The sequence below is a fragment of the Kribbella turkmenica genome (genome assembly GCF_004348725.1).
GTDB lineage: Bacteria > Actinomycetota > Actinomycetes > Propionibacteriales > Kribbellaceae > Kribbella > Kribbella turkmenica.
In genome coordinates, this window is the sequence record NZ_SMKR01000067.1 from 1 (window position 1) to 18,945 (window position 18,945).

Consider the following 18,945-nt stretch of genomic DNA (forward strand, 5'->3'; position numbering starts at 1 on the left):
ACGTCGCCCAAGAACTCAACGCCCGACCACGCAAAACGCTCAGCTGGGACACCCCAGCCGAGCGCCTGCGTGATCTACTCACCACCTAGAAACCAACACGGTGTTGCAACGACCCCCTGAAACCGCCGATCCCGGGGCCGTTCTCCTTTCCGATGCTCAGGGCATCAGTTGCGCTTGGAGACCCTGACCTTCATGGTGGTGCCGTCGCGGTCGAGGACCTTGATGTTGACGCCGTTGTTCGGCACCTTCACCCCGGCGCTCGGCTGCTCCGCGTACCAGTAGGTCTTGCTGTCGTTGAACGTCGGCACACCCTTCTGGCCACGGATGTAGCTCGGCTGGCCGTTGATGTGCAGGGTGAACGAGTCTGCCTTCTCCAGCCCGAACGGCGCGTCGTACCCGCTGACCCGCGGACGCCAGAGCTGGCCGTCGATCCGGTTGATCGGCACCGGGTGCGAGTCGATCGGCAGGACGAGCCCCTCACCCGGGTGCTCGTTGGTGTTGTTGTCGTCCTGCGAGGTGTCCCAGTACCAGAGCAGCAGGCCGTCCTGGTACGGGAAGTGCTCGACCCAGTCCGGCTTGGTGTTGGTGAAGCCGAAGTTGTACGGGCCGGTCTTCAGGTGCTGGTCGTAGGACACGTAGTTGACGTGCGACGCCAGGTAGTAGTTGTCGTGCAGGCTGATGAAGCTGGCGCCCATCGAGCTGAAGCCGTTCAGCGTCCAGCCCTCAGGTGTCGCCTCCGCACCGGAGGTCACCAGTGTGGTCGCACCGTTGGTCACCTTGATCTCGTCGGCGAAGAAGCCCTTGCCGCCGGCCGCCGGGTCGGTGCTGTAGCGGAACCGCAGACCGATCGTCGTGTTCTGGTACGCCGACAGGTCGAAGGTCGCGTCGACCCAGCCGTTGCTCTGGCCGTCGATGCCGTTGCCCTCGGCGGCGTTGGCGATGCTGCCGGGGATCGGCTTGTAGCCGGTCCCGTCGTCCACCTCGACGTAGGCGTAGTCACAGGCCGTCGTCCCGCAGTCCTCGATGTCCCAGTTGGCCTTGAAGGTCAGCGTCGTGGTGCCCGCCGGGATCGCGACCTGCCGGTTCATCGTGTTGTTGAGCATGTGGCCGCGGCCACTCCACCAGGACTTGCTGCCGGCCGCCGGCGGGACGAGCTCGTTGACCTTCTCCTTCTTCGGCAAGGTCACGACCAGGCCCTGGGCCTTCTTCGAGTTGTACTCGTGCGGGCCGAGCTCGACGGTCCGGTTCTGCCCGGCCACGACGATCTCGTAGTCCAGCCAGCCGAGCTGCAGCTTGTCCCACGCACTGAGGTCGGCCGCCTGCTCGCCGATACCGCCGTCGGACGGCTTGCCGACCCGGCTCTGTGCCATCAGCGTCCACCAGTTCACGTGGTTCTCGACCGGCGGTCCGGAGGTGTCGTAGTGGTCCGGCAGGCCGAGGTCGTGGCCGTACTCGTGCACGAAGACACTGATGCCGCCGTTCTCCGGCTGGATCGTGTAGTCGCCGACCCACAGGCCGGTGTCGCCGACCTGCGCGCCGCCGACCGGGTTGCTCGCCGGGCCGCCGGCGAAACCGGCGTACCAGCGGTGCGACCAGATCGCGTCCTCGCCCTGATGCGGATCGCCGTCGGCCTGGTCGCCGCCGGAGTGCACGATCTGGAAGTGGTCGATGTAGCCGTCGGACTCGTTGAAGTTGCCGTCACCGTCGAAGTCGTAGCGGTCCCACTCGTCGAACGACTTCAGCTCGGCGGCGATCTCCGCGGTGGTCCGGCCGGCCGCCTTCTGGTCGAGGACCCACTGGTTCACCGCGTCCCGGATCAGGAACCAGGTGTTGTTGCAGACGTTCCCGTTGCACGGGAAGCCGTTGGAACGGCCGTAGCGGGCCTCGTTGTACTGCACCTTGACCCAGTCGGTGACGAGGCCGTCGACGGAGTACCGGCCCGAGGACTGCTTCTCGTAGTACTTCTTCACCGAGTTGCCGGAGCCGAAGTACATGTCCTGGAACCACTGGCGGTTGTAGTCCGGCTGCCAGACGGTCGAGTTGTCGACCGACCGATCCGGCTCCGGGATCGCGTTGTGCAGCGGTCCCTCGAAGGTGGCCGGGCCGGGGAAGTTCGGCGACGTGTCCTGGTCGGGATAGCTGGGGTGCCGCTCGTTGCCGAACTCGGTGAGGACGACGAAGATCCGGTCGGTCTTCTCCCGGGCCAGCTCGACGTACTGGTCGACCCGTCCCTTGGCGTTCTTGACGCCCTTCGCGCCCTGCGCCTTGGGACCGAGGTTGACGACGGTGCTGGCACCGCGCTTCTCCACCTTGGCCTGGCCGTTCAGCACCTTGGTCAGGGCCTCCTGGCGCAGCTCGCGACGCTTGTCCTCGAGCGGGCTGGGCAGTTCGTCCGAACCGGCCGCCTCGCCCGCGACCTGCGTGGCGTCCACTGTGTCGGGCGGTGCGGCATTGCCGGCAGTGGCCAGACCCACCCCTGCCGTCGCCGCCAGTGCCAGGCTGAAGAGCCCGGCGGGTAGCTTGCGCACTATTCCCCTCCGTACATTCGTCGAGACTCACCGCGCTTGGTGACGCGGTGTGTTCAGAGCTCCCCCGAGCGTGTTTCGCGCGACAGTACGTCCAGAATCCCGATTCCTGAAGTGGAAGCGGGGAAAAACCCGGAAAGGTGCGGGAATTCCTGCGGGGACCGGGGGAACTACTCACGCGGCCGGCCCGTATCGGTTGGCAGACTGTCGCTCATGGAGCGTGACCCCGCCGACGACCTGCTGCAGCCGCTGTGGCGCGCCCTGGTCGTCTTCCGCCTGATCACCTGGGGGTTCGCCTGCTTCGGGGTCTGGACCCGGTGGGACGGCATCGTCCGGCCGTCCGGTGCGGTGCTCCAGATAGCGATCATGGGCGTCTGGACGGTGATCTCCTCGATCGGCTACAGCCGGCGCTGGGGCCGGCGGAACACCCGGCTCGCGTTCGCCGATCTGGTCGTCACGGTCGGCTGCATGTACGCGACCCTGTTCGCGCAACCGCTGCTCGACATCCGCGCCGGCGCCTCCGTGCTGACCTCCGTCTGGGCGGCCGGGCCGGTGATCGCGCTGGCGATCTCCCGCGGCCGGGACGGCGGACTGCTCGGCGCCGCGACGATCAGCCTGGTGCTGCTGTCGCTGCGTGGGGTCGAGAACGCCTCCAGAATCCTCAGCAACGTGCAACTGCTGCTCGTCGCCGGTCTGGTGGTCGGGTACGCCGCCTCGACCATGCGGCAGGCGGGGGCCCGGCTGCGGGACGCGATCGCGGCCGAGAGCGCGACCGCGGAGCGGCTGCGGTTGAGCCGGTCGATCCATGATGGAGTCCTGCAGGTGCTGGCCCAGGTGCAGCGGCGCGGCACCGCGATCGGTGGTGAGACGGTGGAGCTGGCGAAGTTGGCCGCCGAGCAGGAGGTTGCCCTGCGCACTCTGATGTCGACGCGGCCGACGGTTGCCCAGGGCGACCGGATCGACCTGTGCGGGTTGTTGCTGCCGCTGGCCAGCACGCGGGTGGACGTCGTCGTACCGGCCGGGCAGGTGCTTTTGCCGGCCGCGGTGGCGGGTGAGCTGGTCGCCGCGGTCAAAGAGGCGTTGAGCAACGTCGACAAGCACGCGGGTCCGCGAGCCCGGTCCTGGGTCGTGGTCGAGGACCTCGGTGACGAGGTCCTGGTGTCGGTCCGCGACGATGGCAAAGGTACGACGCCCGCCCGGCTGGAGCAGGCCCGGGCCGACGGACACCTGGGGGTCAGTCAGTCGATCCGCGGCCGGATCACCGACCTGGGCGGGTCGGTCGCGGTCCGGACCGCTCCGGGCGAAGGAACCGAGTGGGAGCTGAAAGTGAGCAAAGCATGACCGTGCACAGTGCCGGGCCTCCGGCGCCGGCGGGATCGTGGGGCTGTGGCTCCCGGCCTTCCGTCGTCGTTCCAGTCGCCTCGCTGCCTCCACTCCGCAGTCCAGGCCGGGAGGCCGCATGATCCGGGTCATGATCGTCGACGACCATCCGATGTGGCGGGAGGGCGTGGCCCGGGACCTGGGCAGTCGCGGGTACGACGTCTGCGCGACCGCGTCGGACGTGTCGGGTGCGGTGAAGATCGCGCTCGCGACCCGGCCGGACGTCGTGGTGATGGACCTGCAGCTCGGCGACGGCTCCGGGGTCGACGCGACCCGTGAGATCACCGCGGCGCTCCCGGACACCCGGGTGTTGGTGTTGTCCGCCAGCGCCGAGCAGGACGACGTACTGGCTGCGGTGAAGAACGGTGCGTCCGGGTATCTGGTGAAGTCGGCCTCGCTGGACGAGTTCGACGACGCAGTACGACGTACGGCGGAAGGTGACGCGGTGTTCAGCGCCGGGCTGGCCGGACTGCTGCTGGGGGAGTACCGGCGACTCGGGACCGGCTCGGCGGGCCCTGAGGTGCCGAAGCTGACCGAGCGGGAGACAGAGGTACTCCGGCTCGTCGCGCGCGGACTGACTGCTCGGCAGATCGCTACCCGGCTGGTGCTGTCGCACCGGACCGTTGAGAACCACGTGCAGAACACTCTGCGGAAGCTGCAGCTGCACAACCGGGCCGAGCTGGTCCGCTACGCGATCGAGCATGGGATAGACGCCCCCGAGTAACCCCGGGGGCGCCTATCGACTACAGGCCGTTCGAGTACAGCAGGCGGTTCACTGTGCCGCCGGTGCTGCCGCCACTGACCACGTTGGCCGTGGCGTTCGACTCGATGTACGACTTCACCGTCGCTGGGCTGGCCGACGGGCTGGTTTGCAGGTAGAGGGCCGCGACTCCCGCCACATGCGGTGTGGCCATCGAGGTGCCGTTGTAGGACCCGGTGGTGTTCCCGGGCAGTGTGGAGACGATCGCCGAGCCGGGCGCGTAGATGTCCACGCAAGACCCGGTGCTTGAGTACGACGCCCGCGCATCGGTCCGCGTGGACGCCGCGACCACCAGGGCGGTCGAGATCTTCCGCGGCAGCCGGTCACACGAGTTGGCGCCGGTGTTGCCGGCCGACGCGGCCAGGAACACACCTGAGTTGATCATCGCCCGCAGCGAGTTCTCCAGCGTGGTGTTCGCGCTGAAGTTCCAGGACGCGTTGGCCACGGCGGGCTTCACCGCGTTGCGGGTGACCCAGTCGACCGCGGCGATCGCGGCCGACGCCGTACCGCCGCCGCTGCAGTTCAGCCACTTCACACCGTGCAGGCGGACGTTCTTGGCGACGCCGTACGACGTGGAGCCGATCGTGCCGGCCACATGGGTGCCGTGCCCGTTGCAGTCGGTGTTGTTGGAGTCGATGCCGTTGAAGTCGAAGCTCGCGCGGCCGCCGAAGTTCGGGTGCGTCGGGTCGACGCCGGAGTCGATGATGTAGGCGTGCACACCGGAACCGGTCCGGGTGTAGGTGAACGAGTTCGACAGCGGCAGGTTGCGCTGGTCGATCCGGTCGATCCCCCACGACGGCGGGTTGTTCTGCGTGGTGTCCAGGGCGTTCTGCACGTAGACGTCCTGCGAGATCGCGACGACGTCCGGGCTCTGCTGCAGCTCGGCGAGCTGGTCCGAGGTGAGCTTGGCGCTGAACCCGTTGACCGCCGTGCTGAACCGGCGCTGCGGCGCGACGCCGAGCTTGCTCTTCAGCTGGGCGCCCTGCTTCAGCTCGACGATGTAGGTGTCCTTGACCGCGGTCACGCCGGTCTCGGCCTTGGCGAGCTGGACCGGCACGATCCGCTGCGGCTCGGGGGCAGGCGCGGCGCCGGCGCTGCCGGCGGTGGTCAGGGCGAGGGCCGGCACCAGAGCGGCGGCGGCGAGGGACAGACTGATGCGACTGAGTCTGATTCCGGGCACGGTTCCTCCTCAGGGAACTCATCACCCACCGGGGCGGAGGGGTGATCACTCTCGGTCCGCCTTCGACTACGGAACGAGGGTGGTGAGAAATTAGGGCGTGTTCACCTGAGGCGTCAATCAGTTCGGCTGCGACCTGATGCCATGGCACTCACCGGCCGTCGCGATACGTTTGAATGGCTTCGTACACTGTGCGTTCCACGTCGAGCCTGCTCCGGTGTGGTGTGCTCTCTGTCATGACACCCGCATGGCGGGTGCCCAGCCCCGGAGGCTTCTTGTGAACCGGTCGTCCATCGTCCGTGCGCTGTTCGCGCTCGTCGTCCTGGCCCTGTCGACGTACGTCGTCCTGACGGCCACGCCCAAGCTCGGGCTCGACCTGCGCGGCGGCACCCAGATCGTGCTGGAGGCGAAGGACTCGCCCACTGTCAAGGCGACCCGTGAGACCACCGACCAGGCGACCACCGTGCTGCACCGCCGGATCGACGCCCTCGGCGTCAGCGAGCCGAACGTCACCCGCCAGGGCGAGAACCGGATCATCGTCGAGCTGCCCGGTCTGCAGGACCCCCGCGAGGCCGCCAGGGTGATCGGCAAGACCGCGCAGCTGACCTTCCACCCGGTGCTCGACCAGGTCGCCGAGAAGCCGGCGAAACCGGCCGCCGGCGAGGTGTACCTGCCACCGGAGGACGGCCAGGGATTCCTCCGGCTGGCCAAGCCCGCGATGACCGGCGAGATGGTCGGCAGCGCCGAGGGCCGGCTCGACCCGCAGCAGGTCGCGCAGGGCTGGTTCGTCGAGCTGAACTTCAAGGGTGACGGCGGCAAGATCTGGGCCGACATCACCGGCAAGGCCGCCTGCCAGCAGGTGAACACGCCGCCGCGGATGATCGCGATCGTGCTCGACAACGACGTGATCAGCGCCCCGCAGGTCGACCCGAACGGCGGCAACCAGCTCTGCAACGTCGGCCTGACCGGCGGCAGCAGCACGATCAGCGGTACCTTCACCGAGACCGAGGCCAAGGACCTGGCCGCGCTGATCGAGGGCGGCTCGCTGCCGGTCCCGGTCGAGGTCATCGACCAGCGCACCGTCGGCCCGTCGCTCGGCAAGGACGCCATCGAGGCCAGCGCCACCGCCGCGATCATCGGCCTGGCGCTGACCGCGCTGTTCATCATCCTCGTCTACCGCCTGGTCGGCCTGATGGCGGTCATCGGCCTGGTCGCCTACTCCGGCATGTCGTACGCCGCGCTGACCGCGCTCGGCGCGACGCTGACCCTGCCCGGCCTGGCTGGATTCGTGCTCGCGATCGGTATGGCGGTCGACGCGAACGTGCTGGTCTTCGAGCGCGCCCGGGAGGACTACATCGAAGGGCGCACGGACGGCCTCGCCCGGTCGCTGCGCAGCGGCTTCCAGAACGCGTTGTCCGCGATCGCCGACTCCAACATCACCACCCTGCTCGCGGCCGGCCTGCTGTTCTTCCTGGCCGCCGGACCGGTCCGCGGTTTCGGTGTCACGCTGAGCATCGGTGTGATCGCGTCGCTGCTGTCCGCCCTGGTGCTGGTGCGCGTGCTGGCGGAGTTCTTCGTCTCCCGGAAGTTCGTGCTGAAGCGCCCGGCGCTCAGCGGGATCGCCGGCCACGGCCGGGTCCGGACCTGGCTGGAGAGCCGCCGGCCCTCGCTGATGACGCACAGCCGGCGCTGGCTGCTGGTCACGGTCGTCGCGATCGTCATCGCCCTCGCGGGTATCTTCGTGCGCGGGCTGAACCTCGGCATCGAGTTCACCGGCGGACGCCTGCTCGAGGTGAGCACCGCGCAGCGGATCACGCCCGACCAGGCCCGCGCCGCGGTCGCCGAGGCCGGCTACCCGAACGCGGTGGTCCAGTCCTCCGGCACCGACGACATCACCGTGCGGACCGAGAGAATCAGCGACGACGAGACCGAGAAGATCCGCGAGTCGATCGGCCGGATCAGCGGCGGCACCGAAGTGATCCGGAACGAGAGCATCGGCCCGTCGCTGGGCACCGAGATCCGCAACAAGGGTCTGATCGCGCTCGGGATCGCGTTGCTGGCGCAGTTGCTGTATCTGGCGGCGCGCTTCCGATGGACGTTCGGTGCGGGCGCCGTCCTGGCCCTGGTGCAGAACGTCGCGGTCGTGGTCGGCGTGTTCGCCTGGCTCGGCAAACCCGTCGACGGCATCTTCCTGGCCGCGGTCCTGACCATCATCGGGTACACGGTGAACGACTCGGTGGTCGTGTTCGACCGGATCCGGGAGACCCGCAACGCGCGGGCCACCGACAACCTCGGACCCGTGATCGACACCGCGATCGTGAACGTGCTGCCGCGGACGATCAACACCGGTATCTCGACGCTGTTCATCCTGAGCGCGTTGCTGTTCCTCGGGGGTGACTCGCTCGCCGACTTCGCGCTCGCGCTGCTGCTGGGCATCCTGGTCGGCACGTACTCGTCCAACCTGACCGCGGCTCCGCTGCTGCTCGAGCTGGAGCGCCGCTACCCGGCGCCGCCGCCGCGGCCGAAGCGTCCGCAGGTCGACCGGGACGCGCAGCCGGACCGCGGCGCGGTCGTCTAGCGGCTTGTCCACAGCCCGGCCCGCCGGACCAGAAATCTGTCGGTCCCGCGGGCTAGGGTGTGGCGGTGGGAGTCGACGTACGCGAACTGCTGGAAGCCGCTGTCTCGGGGATCAACGGGCAGACCAGGCCTGGTCAGGTGGAGATGGCCGAGGCTGTCAACACCTCGATGCACGAGGGGTCGCACCTCCTCGTCCAGGCAGGCACCGGCACCGGTAAGTCGCTCGGGTACCTCGTTCCCGCGCTCCTGCACGCGATCGAGGACCGGCGAGTCGTCGTCTCCACCGCGACGCTGGCCCTGCAGTCCCAGCTCGTCGACCGCGACGTCCCGGCACTGCTGGACGCGACGGAGAAGCTGCTGCCCCGGCGGCCGAAGTACGCGATCCAGAAGGGGCGCAACAACTACGCCTGCCTGCACCGGATCCGCGAGGGCGCGCCGGACGACGACGGCATGCTCGTCGACGTGCCGCCGCCCGGGCAGATCGGCCAGCAGGTGCTGGAGCTGCGCGACTGGGCCGAGCAGCAGCTGCTCGACGGCGAGGCGGGCGACCGCGATCACGCGCCCTCGCACCAGTACCAGGCCTGGCAGCAGGTCGCCATCGCGGCCCGCGAGTGCCTCGGCGCGCAGAAGTGCCCGTACGGTGAGGAGTGCTTCGCCGAGAAGGCCAAGGAAGAGGCCCGCAAGGCCGACATCGTCATCACCAACCACGCCCTGCTCTCGATCGACGCCTTCGAGAACCGCACGGTCCTGCCCGAGCACGACGTCGTCATCGTCGACGAGGCGCACGAGCTGCCCGCCCGGGTGACCGGTGCCGCGGGCGACGAGCTGTCGCCGCAGATGGTCGAGCGGGCCGCGAAGCGTTCGCGCCGGTTCGTCGACGACGACAAGGCCGACGACCTGATCGACGCGTCGGACGCGCTCCGGGCGGCGCTCGACGGGACGCGCGAAGGGCGGATCGAGCCGTCGAACGGGCCGGTGCTGGAGGCGGCCGCGCTGGTCCGCGACGTCGCCCGCGCGCTGTACTCCGACCTGAACAAGAAGACCGACGACAAGGACGACGACCCGGACGGCGCCAAGCGGCAGTCGAAGGGTGCGGTCAAGGAGATCTTCGACGTCTCCGAGCGGGTCGCCGCGCTCAGCGATCTCGACGTGGTCTGGATGGTCGACCGCGAGCGCTTCGGCCGTGAGCTCCGGATCGCCCCGCTGACCGTCGCCGGTCTGCTGCGCGAGCTCGTCCTGAAGGACCGGACCGCCGTGCTGACGTCCGCGACGCTGACCCTCGGCGGTGACTTCGACGCGATCGCCCGCCAGGTCGGTCTGCGGCCGTCGGACAAGCTCGCCGACGACGACGAGATGCCGGACGTCGACGACTCGTCGGAGACCGGGCCGCTGCCATGGCGGGGCCTCGACGTCGGCTCGCCGTTCGAGTACGAGAAGCAGGCCATCCTGTACGTCGCCAAGCACCTGCCGCCGCCGCACCGCGACGGGCTGGGGCAGAAGCAGTTCACCGAGATCATCGACCTGGTGACCGCCGCGGGTGGCCGGACGCTCGGGTTGTTCTCCTCCCGCCGGGCGGCCGAGGCGGCGACGGCCGCGGTCCGCGAGGCCACCGACCTGAAGGTGCTGTGCCAGGGCGACGCCCAACTCGGAGAGTTGGCCCGCGAGTTCGTCGCCGATCCCGAGACCTCCCTGTTCGGCACGTTGTCGCTGTGGCAGGGCCTCGACGTACCGGGCTCGACCTGCAACCTGGTGATCATCGACCGAGTGCCGTTCCCGCGCCCGGACGAGCCGTTGATGGCGGCTCGGCAGCGCGCCGTCGACGAGGCGGGCGGGAACGGGTTCATGGCGGTCGCGGCGACCCACGCAGCCCTGCTGCTCGCGCAGGGGACGGGCCGGCTGATCCGCCGCAGCAGCGACCGCGGCGTGGTCGCCATCCTGGACCCCCGCATCGTCACCCAGCGGTACGGCGCCTTCCTGCGCGCCTCCTTGCCCCCGATGTGGCCGACCGCCGATCGTGAGAAGGTGCTCGGAGCCCTCAAGCGGTTGCAGTCGACATGAGTCCGGTGACCGGTCCGCCGGTGCTGCCGATGATGGCGGCCCTGGGGGAGATGCCGTCGGGGTCCGGCTGGTCGTACGAGATGAAGTGGGACGGCATCCGGGTGATCGCCGAGGTGGACGACGGCGTCTGCCGGCTGTGGTCCCGCAACAGCCGGGACGTCTCCGGCGGGTACCCCGAGCTGATCGGTCTGGCGGAGGCGCCGGGGTTGCGGCTGCCCGCCGTACTGGACGGGGAGATCGTCACCCTGGACGAGAAGGGTGCGCCTTCGTTCGGTCTGCTGCAGCGGCGGATGCACGTCCGGGACCCGCGGCAGTTGCGGCACCTGATCACCCAGGTGCCGGTGTCCGTCCGGCTCTTCGACGTGCTCCGCTTCGACGGCAAGTGGTTGCTAGAGGCAACGTACGACGACCGGCGCGGGCTGCTCGACTCCCTCGAGATCGGCGACCCGTTCTGGGAGACGCCCCCGGCGTACGGCGACGGGGAGGCGGCGCTGGACCTGTCGGCGTCGACCGGGCTCGAAGGTGTGGTCGCCAAGCGGCGGAAGTCGCGGTACCTGCCAGGTCGTCGCAGCGCGGACTGGATCAAGGTCAAGCCGGTGAAGACCCGGGACGTGATCCTTTGCGGCTGGCACCCGGGCGAGGGCAACCGGGCCGGCAAGATCGGCTCGTTCTACTGCGGCGCGTACTCCGAGCCCGGTGGTGACCTCGTGCTGATCGGCAAGGTCGGCTCCGGCCTGGACTTCGCCACGCTGGACATGCTCAGCGCGGAGCTCGCCGGCCTCGAGATCGGCCGTCCGCCGTTCGACCCGGCGACGATCCCGACCTCGGACCGCCGTCGGGCCCACTGGCTCGACCCCGCTCTGGTCGCCGAGGTGACCTACTCGGGCTGGGCCGCCGACGCCCGCCTCCGGCACCCGGTCTGGCGTGGACTGCGGCTCGACATCGACCCGGACTCCGTGCTGGTCGACCGCGACTGACGGGTCCGTGCGACTGCACGGGAATGTGACTGCGTGCGGGAAACGCCGCACGCGGACGGTCGGGGGATTGTTCGGAATGCGGCGATGCGGCTGTAGCGCTGAGACGGATCGTGTTCAGGTGTCTCAATTCCAACCGGATTCCAGGCAATGGCGGGAAGAACTCTGGTGCTTTTCACGTCGGTTGCTGCTCGGCGCGGAATCGCCGCCAACGATTCCGTGCTGGTCGAGTCAGTCGTTCGCTTCCCGGGAAGGCGCCGGAATCGCCAGGGCCGCCTCGATCTTGTCGGCCAATCTCTCGGGAGAATGGGCCGGCGCATACCGTGCGATCACCCCGCCGTCGCGCCCGATCAGGAACTTGGTGAAGTTCCACTTGATCCGTCCGCCGAGCAGGCCGCCCTGCTCACGCTTCAGCCAGTTGTACAGCGGAAGCGTCTTCGACCCGTTCACGTCGATCTTGGCGAACATCGGAAACGTGACGTGATAGATCGTCGAACAGAAGTTCGCGATCTCGTTCTCGTCACCAGGCTCCTGATGGCCGAACTGGTCGCAGGGAAAGCCAAGCACCGAGAAGCCCTGCCGGCGATATGCCTTGTAGAGCTTCTGAAGGCCGGTGTACTGCGGGGTTTGGCTGCACTGCGACGCCGTGTTCACCACCAGGAGCACCTGGTCGCGGAAGTCGGCAAGAGACTGTTCATTGCCTTCGATCCGCCGGGCGCTGAAGTCATAGACAGTCGTCATGATTCAATGCTGACACGACACGCCCGACTTCGCGCGCCGTCTGAGATGTCAGACTCGCCGCAGAACTGTTACGACCTTTCCGAGAATGATCGCGTCCTTGCCGTCGATCGGCTCGAACGCCGGGTTGTGTGGTAGCAGCAGGATCTCGGTCCTGGTCTTCTTGAACGTCTTCACGGTCGCCTCGCCGTCGATCATGGCAGCGACGATGTCACCGTTCTCCGCGGTCGGCTGCTGGCGGACCACGACCCAGTCGCCGTCGCAGATCGCCGCGTCGATCATCGACTCACCCTTGACCCGGAGCATGAAGAGTGTGCCCTCGCCGACCATTGCCTTGGGCAACGGGAAGACCTCTTCGATCTCCTGCTCGGCCAGGATCGGGCCACCGGCGGCGATCCGGCCGACGACCGGCACGTAGGCGGCGTCCGGATGCGCGTCGCCGGCGCCGGTCTCGTCGTACGTCGTCTGCCGCACCGAACCCAGCGCCGTCCGGCGGGCCGCGGCGTCGATCTCTCCGGGGTAGCGGACCTCGATCGCCCGCGGCCGGTTCGGGTCGCGGCGGAGCAGGCCCTTCTGCTCCAGCACGCGCAGCTGGTGGGACACCGACGACGAGCTGGTCAGGCCGACCCGCTCGCCGATCTCACGCATCGAGGGCGGGTATCCCCGGCTGTCGACCGAGTCGCGGATGACGTCCAGCACCCGGCGCTGCCGCGGCGTCAGCCCGGTCGCGTCGGCCGGGCCGTCGGGCAGCTCGGTCACGGTTTGGTCGGCAGCCGCGGCCGCAGTCGCGTCCGCGCCGGCCTGGCCGCTGGCGCGCCCGGCGCTGCGCTCGTCCTTGCTGGAACCGCTCGGCGTCCTGGCCATCGGTGCTTGCTCCTCGGGTCGGGCCGGGCGGTCCCGCGCCGGCTTTGTCGAATGACATGACCGTAGACCGAATCCTGAGATTCTTCAAACATCTGTTCGAAGGCGTGTCGGTTCGTACGTTTGTTCGTGTGTCCGGTTATAAGGCGCGCGGAACGCCGTTCGGCGGACCGGGAATTTCCTGGGCGTGTCCCGGTTGGAGGTGGTTGCGCGACGGGCGCGGTTCGGTTAATCATTCGTACAGGCGTTCGATCGAACAGGTGTTCGGGCCGGGTCGCCGGGGCCGGAGCCGGCGGAAACTGTCGGCGGCGGCCGGTAGACAGGGATCGACACCGCAGGACGAGGTCTGAACGAGGTCTGGAGGATCCGATGAGCACAGCGGCTCTCGCGGCAGACGCACTGGCGGCTCGCCAGGCACCCGAGGCGGCTCCGGACGCCCGGCCGCGCCGTCGGCCCAGGATCGCCGGGACGACGACCGAGCGCCTCCCGGTCCGCGCCTGCTCCGGGGACGACCTCGGCCGCGCCCGGACGGCGCAGGTGGCCGAGCGGCCGCAAACGCGGCGTGCGGCGGTCGCCGAGGCGCCGCTGCGGCTCACGCGGCGCGGGCGGATGCTTTTGACCGCGCTGTCGGTGCTCGTGTTCGGTTCGGCGGTCGTGGTGCTCGGCCTGCGGGTCGCCGGCGTGCTCGAGCCCGGTCCGGACTTCACCCACACGGTCCCGGTCCAGGTGGCTCCCGGTCAGTCGCTGTGGTCGATCGCCCAGGAGACGAATCCGGCCCAGGACCCGGCGATCGTCGTCGAGCGGATCGCCGACCTGAACCGGCTCGCCGGCCCGGCCGACGTGGTCCCCGGCCAGACCCTCCAGGTGCCGGTCGCCCGCTGAGCCCGGCCGGCGGGGGTCCCTGGTCAGGAGGCCTTGGTCGCGTAGCCCATGTAGGAGACGGCGGTGTCCTTGACCTCGCCGACGTTCATCCGGCGGCTCAGTTGCCCGAAGCTGATCCGGCCGCGCCGGGCCTGAACGAAGTTCCAGAGCAGTGACGCCTTGTTCGACCGTGGACCGAGGCCGGTGATGCCGCCGAGGCGGAGCCCGTGCCGGCGCAGCGTCTCCTCGAGGTCCGTCGGCTTGACGAACATCTCCCACGAGTGCAGCTGGGTGTCGACCACCCGGGTGAGGCGCCAGTCCTGCATCACTTTGATCGCCAGCAGTTTGCTCGCTCTCGTCCGGTTGATCGTGTCGAACAGGTAGAGCCCGCCGGGCTCGAGGACGCGGGCCGTCTCCTCGATGACCAGGTCCAGGTTCGAGACGTGCTCGAGTACGTCGCAGCAGTAGGCGAGCCCGAACGACTCGTCGGCCAGCGGCAGCCGCTCGCCGGTCGCGACCACGTAGCCGATCGCGAGTCCGCCGGACTCGGCGTGCCGGCGGGCGGTGCCGACGGACACCGGCGACGGGTCGATGCCCACCACCTCGCACCCGAGCCGCGCGAACTCCTCCGCCAGGAACCCGCCGCCGGATCCGATGTCCAGCGCCCGGATCCCGGCCGGATCACGACCGGCGTGCTCGAGCACGGCGCGGAAGTAGCCGAACCGCCCCGGTGTGAAACTGCCGTGCAGCATGTTCAGTGGGTTGTCCTCGTCCCACCAGCTGTCGCCGATCCGGTTGTAGATCTGGTTGTCGATGCCCATCGCAACCACCCCCGGGACCCAGTAAATCAGGCCCGGACGGCGCGCCATCGGTCCGCGCGCAGCGCGTAGACGTACTCGTTGGCCCATTCACCCTTGAAGAACGCGCACTCGATCAGGTGTGCCTCGCGGTGCATGCCCAGCCGCTCGAGCAGCTGGGCCGATGCGGTGTTCCGGTCGTCGAGGACGGCGCAGATCCGGTGCAGCCCGAGTTCCTCGAAGCCCAGGCGCAGTACTTCGGTGGCTGCTTCGAAGGCGAGACCCTTGCCCTGGTAGTCGGTGTGGAGCGCGAACCCGATCTCGCCCTGGCGGTCGGTTTCGCTGGCCCATTTGAGCAGGACCTCGCCGATCACCGTGCCGGTCTCGCGCAGTTCGATCGCGAGGACGAGCCACTGTCCCGGCTCGGTCAGAACGTCCTGCCTGAGCTTGGCCTCGAGCGCCTTGCGCGTCTGCTCTCGGTCGCGCACCGGCCAGGGCGTGTAGCGGACGACCTCGGGCCGGGAGTGGAACGCGTACAGGTCGTCCAGGTCGTCCGTCCGGTGCGGCCGCAGGTCGAGTCGCTCGGTGCGCAGCGGATAGGTCGGGCGCAGTCCAGGCACGGGTGCCGTCCTCGGGATAGTCTGTCTAATGTTGTTAGACAGCAACCTAACCGGCTCCGGCCCACTCCGACAACGAGGTTTCGTGACCACCAGCAGACGTGACCCGTCGTCCCACGCGGCGGCCGGGATCTCGGTCGGCGCGATCGCCGACGCGGCCCTGGCGATCATCCGGACCGACGGCGTCGCCGGGCTGACCATGCGGGCGGTGGCCGAGCGCCTGCAAGTCCGCGCGCCCTCGCTCTACCACCACGTCCACAACAAGGACGAGCTCCTCGACCTCGTCGCGCGCAACGCGTTCGACCGGTTCGACGCGGACCTCACGGCGTACGACGGCATCCGCACCGTCGACGACTGGATCGCGGTCACCACGACCGGTGCCCTCGAGTTGCGCGCGTTCTACGCCGACCATCCGGGGCTGGCCGCTCTCATCCAGGCGAAGGCGACACCGGACCGCGACCGTGGCCAGGGCTCGCGTGCGGACCTCGTCCGGGTGCAGCTCAAGTCGCTCGTGGATCTGGGTCTGCCCGAGCCGCAGGCCCGCGAGATCTTCCTGACCAGCGCGCATTGGACGCTGGCCGCGGTGGTGGCCGAGCCAACCACGCCCGACCGCTTCGAGGACGGGCTCGGCCTCTTCATGGACGGCGTCCGAGCCCGCTTGAACGCGTTGCTCGCTACTTGACCGTGCTCAGCCAGAGGTCCGCGTAGCGGGCGCCGTCCACAGCCGTTGCCACCTGGACGACGGTCGGCGACGGGCCGTGCGGATCGCTGGTGAGATCGGTCGACCTGTCGCGAGTGTCGACGATCGTCCGGCCGCGGGACCAGCTGCCCGAGAGCTCGACCCGCAGCGGGAACGACTGGGTCATGAGCCCGGCCGGATCGATCACCGCGCACACCGCGCCGCCGTCGCCGATGCTCGCGCCACCCTCCGACCGGTAGAGCTCGCTGCGCTTCTCGATCAGCTTCCGCGCCAGCTCGGCCGACGGCGAACCGCCCAGTGAGCGCGCCTGGTCGAGTGAGATCACCACGTCGTAGAACACGTCCAGCCCGTACATCGTCACCGGTACGCCGAGCTCGCCGGCCGCGCTGAGCACGATCCCGGCCGCCTCGGGGTCGGTCCAGATGTTGAACTCGGCCGACGCGGTCGCGTTCCCGATCCCGGCCGCGCCGCCCATGAACACGATCTCCCGCAGGCCGGCCGCGGCATCCGGGTAGGTGCGCAACAGCAGCGCGATGTTGGTCATCGGCGCCAGCGGGATCAGGGTCACCAGCTCGCCCGAGGCGGCAGCCGCGCGCAGTACGTCGCGGAGGAGCCCGACCGCGTGGCCGGCTCCGGCCGTCCGCGTGGAGCGAGGCCAGTCGAGGTTGCCGAGCCCGTCAGCGCCGTGGACGTGCGGAGCCGCACGGACCGGCTGCAGCAGCGGTACGGCGGCACCGGCGGCCACTGGTACGTCGGACCGGCCCGCGGCCTCGAGCACCGTCAGCGTGTTGACCACGACGTCGTCCAGGCCGACGTTGCCGCCGACGCAGGTCACCGCCTTGAGGTCGAGATCGGGGTGGCGGGCGGCGAGCAGCAGCGCACAGGCGTCGTCCAGCCCGGTGTCGACATCGAGAATCACCGGCTTCATTCCGCCATCCTCACCCATCGGCGGATCCATCCCGCGTTGGCAGTCAATTCATCACCTGCTCTGGTGCTGTTGGTGTCGCTTTCCTACGGTCGGTGGCCATGATGCTCATGTCACGCCGCCCCCGTGCAGTACTGGCCGCTCTTGCCACCGGAGCCACCATTACCGCCTTCCTGACCGCACCGCCGCCAATCGCAGTCGCCGACCCGGCGGCCGCGCCGCGCCCGGTCGTCGACGAGACCTTCGACGGCACGACGTTGCCGGCCGGCTGGTCCGCCGTGGACGGGACCTGGCAAGTCCAGGGCGGCCGGCTGATCGGCACGTCCACCAGCTCCGGCCAGCAGAGCCGGATCACCTTCGGCAGTCCGCTGACCGACTTCCGGATCGAGAGCCACCTGCGGTTCGAGTCGGCACTCGACGCCGGCCGCTGGGTCGCGTTCGGCCTCGACCTGGCCCCGAACGGCGCGGTCCCGTGGTCGATCGCGACCCTGCGGAACGGCTCCACCGCCACCAACGGACTCGAGTTCGCCCAGCGCACGCCCGCCAACACCTGGAACGTCACCGACACCGCCGCCGCGCCCGTGCAGGTCGGAGTCGGCAAGGAGGTCGCCGTCGCGGTCGAGGTCCGCGGCACCCGGGCCACCTGGTACGTCGACGGCCGCGAGTCACTGCGCACGACGATGGTCGACCGCAGTACGACGGGCGTGCAGGGACTGCTCGTCAACGGCGCGACCGTCTCGTTCGACGACCTGAAGGTCACGCCGCTGGAGAAGGAGTCGTTCATCCGCAAGCCGGGTGCGCCGTTGCGCGTCTGGGCGCACCGCGGCGCCTCCTCGGCCGCGCCGGAGAACACGGCCGCGTCCGACGAGGTCGCCCGCCGGGCCCGGGCCGAGTGGATCGAGAACGACGTCCAGCCGACGAAGGACGGCGTACCGGTGATCCTGCACGACACCACCGTGGACCGGACGACCGACGGAACCGGCCCGGTCCGGTCGCTGACGGCGGCGCAGGTGGCCGGGCTGGACGCGGGGTCGTGGTTCGCGCCGGCGTACGCCGGTCAACGGGTGCCGACGCTCGCCCAGCAGCTCGACGGACTCAGGACGCGGGGCGGCAACCTGCTGCTCGAGGTCAAGGGTGCGCACACCCGCGAGTCGGTCGCCCGGATCGTCGAGGAGATCCACAGTCGCGGCATGAGCAGCCGGGTGTTCGTTCAGAGCTTCGAGCCGCAGCACCTGCGGTGGATGCGTGAGCTCGCGCCGGAACTGCCGCTCGGCCTGCTGCGGTCGACGCTCGACCCGGACCCGGTCGCGATCGCCAAGGACCTCGAGCTGTCGGCGTACAACCCGTCCGACGCAGCGTTCCGGACCCGGCCGGGCATCGTCGCCGAGCTGCACGCGGCCGGGGTCGCGGTGAACGTGTGGACCGTGGACGACGCGAACCGCTGGAAGGCGCTGGAGAAGGCCGGTGTCGACGGCATCATCACGAACCGCCCGGCCGAGCTGGCGGGCTGGAACGCCGCCTTCGCGCAGCGGGTCAAGCCGGCCGCGACAATCCTCAGCCCGGGCCCGGGGGAGCGGATCGACCGGGCCCAGGTGCTTCGCGTGGCTGTCGGCAACAACTCGCCGGAGCCGGTCGCGATCACGCTCGACGGTGCGGCGATCGTCAACGGTACGATCGTCGACACCACCACGCTCACGGCCGGAAAGCACGTGCTGACGGCGACCGTGGCCGGCTCGACCGTGCAGAGCACCTTCGACGTCGTCGCCACTCCGACCGGGCTGGCGAACCTGATCCTGACCTCGGGAGCGACGCCGTCGACCGTCTCGACGCTCACGACCCTGCTCGGCCAGAAGCAGTACGCCGTACTCGCGACCTACGCGCGGACCCCTGGCGCTCGCGGCCTCACTCCGGAGCGCCGCGGGCAGATCGTGGCTGAAGCCACCGCACTCGGCGCACGCTGAGCCTGCCGAGCCGGGCCTCGTCGACCGGGGCCCG

Annotated in this window: 15 protein-coding genes; 8 read left to right on the plus strand and 7 right to left on the minus strand. The window is 69.5% G+C overall.

Annotated elements, in window-relative coordinates; genetic code table 11:
• Positions 1-164 precede the first annotated feature (164 nt).
• Positions 165-2,528: an immune inhibitor A domain-containing protein gene (locus E1218_RS16890; protein WP_132321164.1), complete on the minus strand. Its 2,364-nt coding sequence runs from the start codon at positions 2,526-2,528 to the stop codon at positions 165-167.
• Positions 2,529-2,738: 210 nt separating this feature from the next.
• Between E1218_RS16890 and macS the strand changes: the two genes are divergently transcribed.
• A complete protein-coding gene (macS, locus tag E1218_RS16895) occupies positions 2,739-3,866 on the plus strand; it encodes a MacS family sensor histidine kinase (RefSeq protein WP_132321166.1) in 1,128 nt (375 codons plus the stop codon).
• Positions 3,867-3,984: 118 nt separating this feature from the next.
• On the plus strand, positions 3,985-4,629 hold the full coding sequence (locus E1218_RS16900; protein WP_132321168.1) for a response regulator: 645 nt from the start codon (positions 3,985-3,987) through the stop codon (positions 4,627-4,629).
• A gap of 19 nt (positions 4,630-4,648) precedes the next feature.
• Here E1218_RS16900 and E1218_RS16905 read toward each other — a convergent pair whose 3' ends face one another.
• Positions 4,649-5,845, minus strand: coding sequence for a S8 family peptidase (locus E1218_RS16905; RefSeq protein WP_233712277.1), 1,197 nt, complete (start codon positions 5,843-5,845; stop codon positions 4,649-4,651).
• Positions 5,846-6,119: 274 nt separating this feature from the next.
• On the opposite strand from E1218_RS16905, the gene secD reads away from it, so the two are divergent.
• The 3 genes from secD to ligD are packed head-to-tail and all read left to right on the plus strand — an operon-like array spanning position 6,120 to position 11,454.
• The gene (gene secD / locus E1218_RS16910; RefSeq protein WP_132321170.1) at positions 6,120-8,420 is read left to right on the plus strand and encodes a protein translocase subunit SecD; all 2,301 of its coding nucleotides are present in this window, start codon (positions 6,120-6,122) and stop codon (positions 8,418-8,420) included.
• 59 nt (positions 8,421-8,479) lie between these two features.
• Positions 8,480-10,477 (plus strand): ATP-dependent DNA helicase, encoded by a 1,998-nt coding sequence (locus tag E1218_RS16915; RefSeq protein ID WP_132321172.1) that lies wholly within the window; start codon positions 8,480-8,482, stop codon positions 10,475-10,477.
• Positions 10,474-11,454 carry a non-homologous end-joining DNA ligase gene (gene ligD, locus E1218_RS16920; protein WP_132321174.1) on the plus strand — a complete coding sequence of 327 codons (981 nt, stop codon included), beginning with the start codon at positions 10,474-10,476 and terminating at the stop codon, positions 11,452-11,454. The genes E1218_RS16915 and ligD overlap by 4 nt, the downstream gene beginning before the upstream one ends.
• Positions 11,455-11,682: 228 nt before the next feature.
• On the opposite strand, the gene E1218_RS16925 is transcribed toward ligD, so the two are convergent.
• Both E1218_RS16925 and lexA read right to left on the minus strand, forming a co-directional pair.
• Complete coding sequence (locus E1218_RS16925) at positions 11,683-12,192, minus strand: glutathione peroxidase (protein WP_132321176.1); 510 nt, start codon at positions 12,190-12,192, stop codon at positions 11,683-11,685.
• 48 nt (positions 12,193-12,240) lie between these two features.
• Positions 12,241-13,053 carry a transcriptional repressor LexA gene (gene lexA / locus E1218_RS16930; protein ID WP_132321178.1) on the minus strand — a complete coding sequence of 271 codons (813 nt, stop codon included), beginning with the start codon at positions 13,051-13,053 and terminating at the stop codon, positions 12,241-12,243.
• A gap of 366 nt (positions 13,054-13,419) precedes the next feature.
• Between lexA and E1218_RS16935 the strand changes: the two genes are divergently transcribed.
• Positions 13,420-13,932, plus strand: a complete 513-nt coding sequence (locus tag E1218_RS16935; protein WP_132321180.1) for a LysM peptidoglycan-binding domain-containing protein — start codon at positions 13,420-13,422, stop codon at positions 13,930-13,932.
• Positions 13,933-13,955: 23 nt separating this feature from the next.
• On the opposite strand, the gene ubiG is transcribed toward E1218_RS16935, so the two are convergent.
• Both ubiG and E1218_RS16945 read right to left on the minus strand, forming a co-directional pair.
• Positions 13,956-14,732 carry a bifunctional 2-polyprenyl-6-hydroxyphenol methylase/3-demethylubiquinol 3-O-methyltransferase UbiG gene (gene ubiG, locus E1218_RS16940; protein WP_132321182.1) on the minus strand — a complete coding sequence of 259 codons (777 nt, stop codon included), beginning with the start codon at positions 14,730-14,732 and terminating at the stop codon, positions 13,956-13,958.
• A 26-nt stretch (positions 14,733-14,758) separates the two neighbouring features.
• Positions 14,759-15,328, minus strand: coding sequence for a GNAT family N-acetyltransferase (locus E1218_RS16945; protein ID WP_233712278.1), 570 nt, complete (start codon positions 15,326-15,328; stop codon positions 14,759-14,761).
• A gap of 82 nt (positions 15,329-15,410) precedes the next feature.
• On the opposite strand from E1218_RS16945, the gene E1218_RS16950 reads away from it, so the two are divergent.
• Positions 15,411-16,007: a TetR/AcrR family transcriptional regulator gene (locus E1218_RS16950; RefSeq protein WP_165949297.1), complete on the plus strand. Its 597-nt coding sequence runs from the start codon at positions 15,411-15,413 to the stop codon at positions 16,005-16,007.
• Here E1218_RS16950 and E1218_RS16955 read toward each other — a convergent pair.
• Positions 16,000-16,953, minus strand: coding sequence for a nucleoside hydrolase (locus tag E1218_RS16955; protein WP_132321188.1), 954 nt, complete (start codon positions 16,951-16,953; stop codon positions 16,000-16,002). The genes E1218_RS16950 and E1218_RS16955 overlap by 8 nt on opposite strands.
• A gap of 107 nt (positions 16,954-17,060) precedes the next feature.
• Between E1218_RS16955 and E1218_RS16960 the strand changes: the two genes are divergently transcribed.
• Complete coding sequence (locus E1218_RS16960) at positions 17,061-18,911, plus strand: glycerophosphodiester phosphodiesterase (protein ID WP_202866055.1); 1,851 nt, start codon at positions 17,061-17,063, stop codon at positions 18,909-18,911.
• Positions 18,912-18,945: the final 34 nt, after the last annotated feature.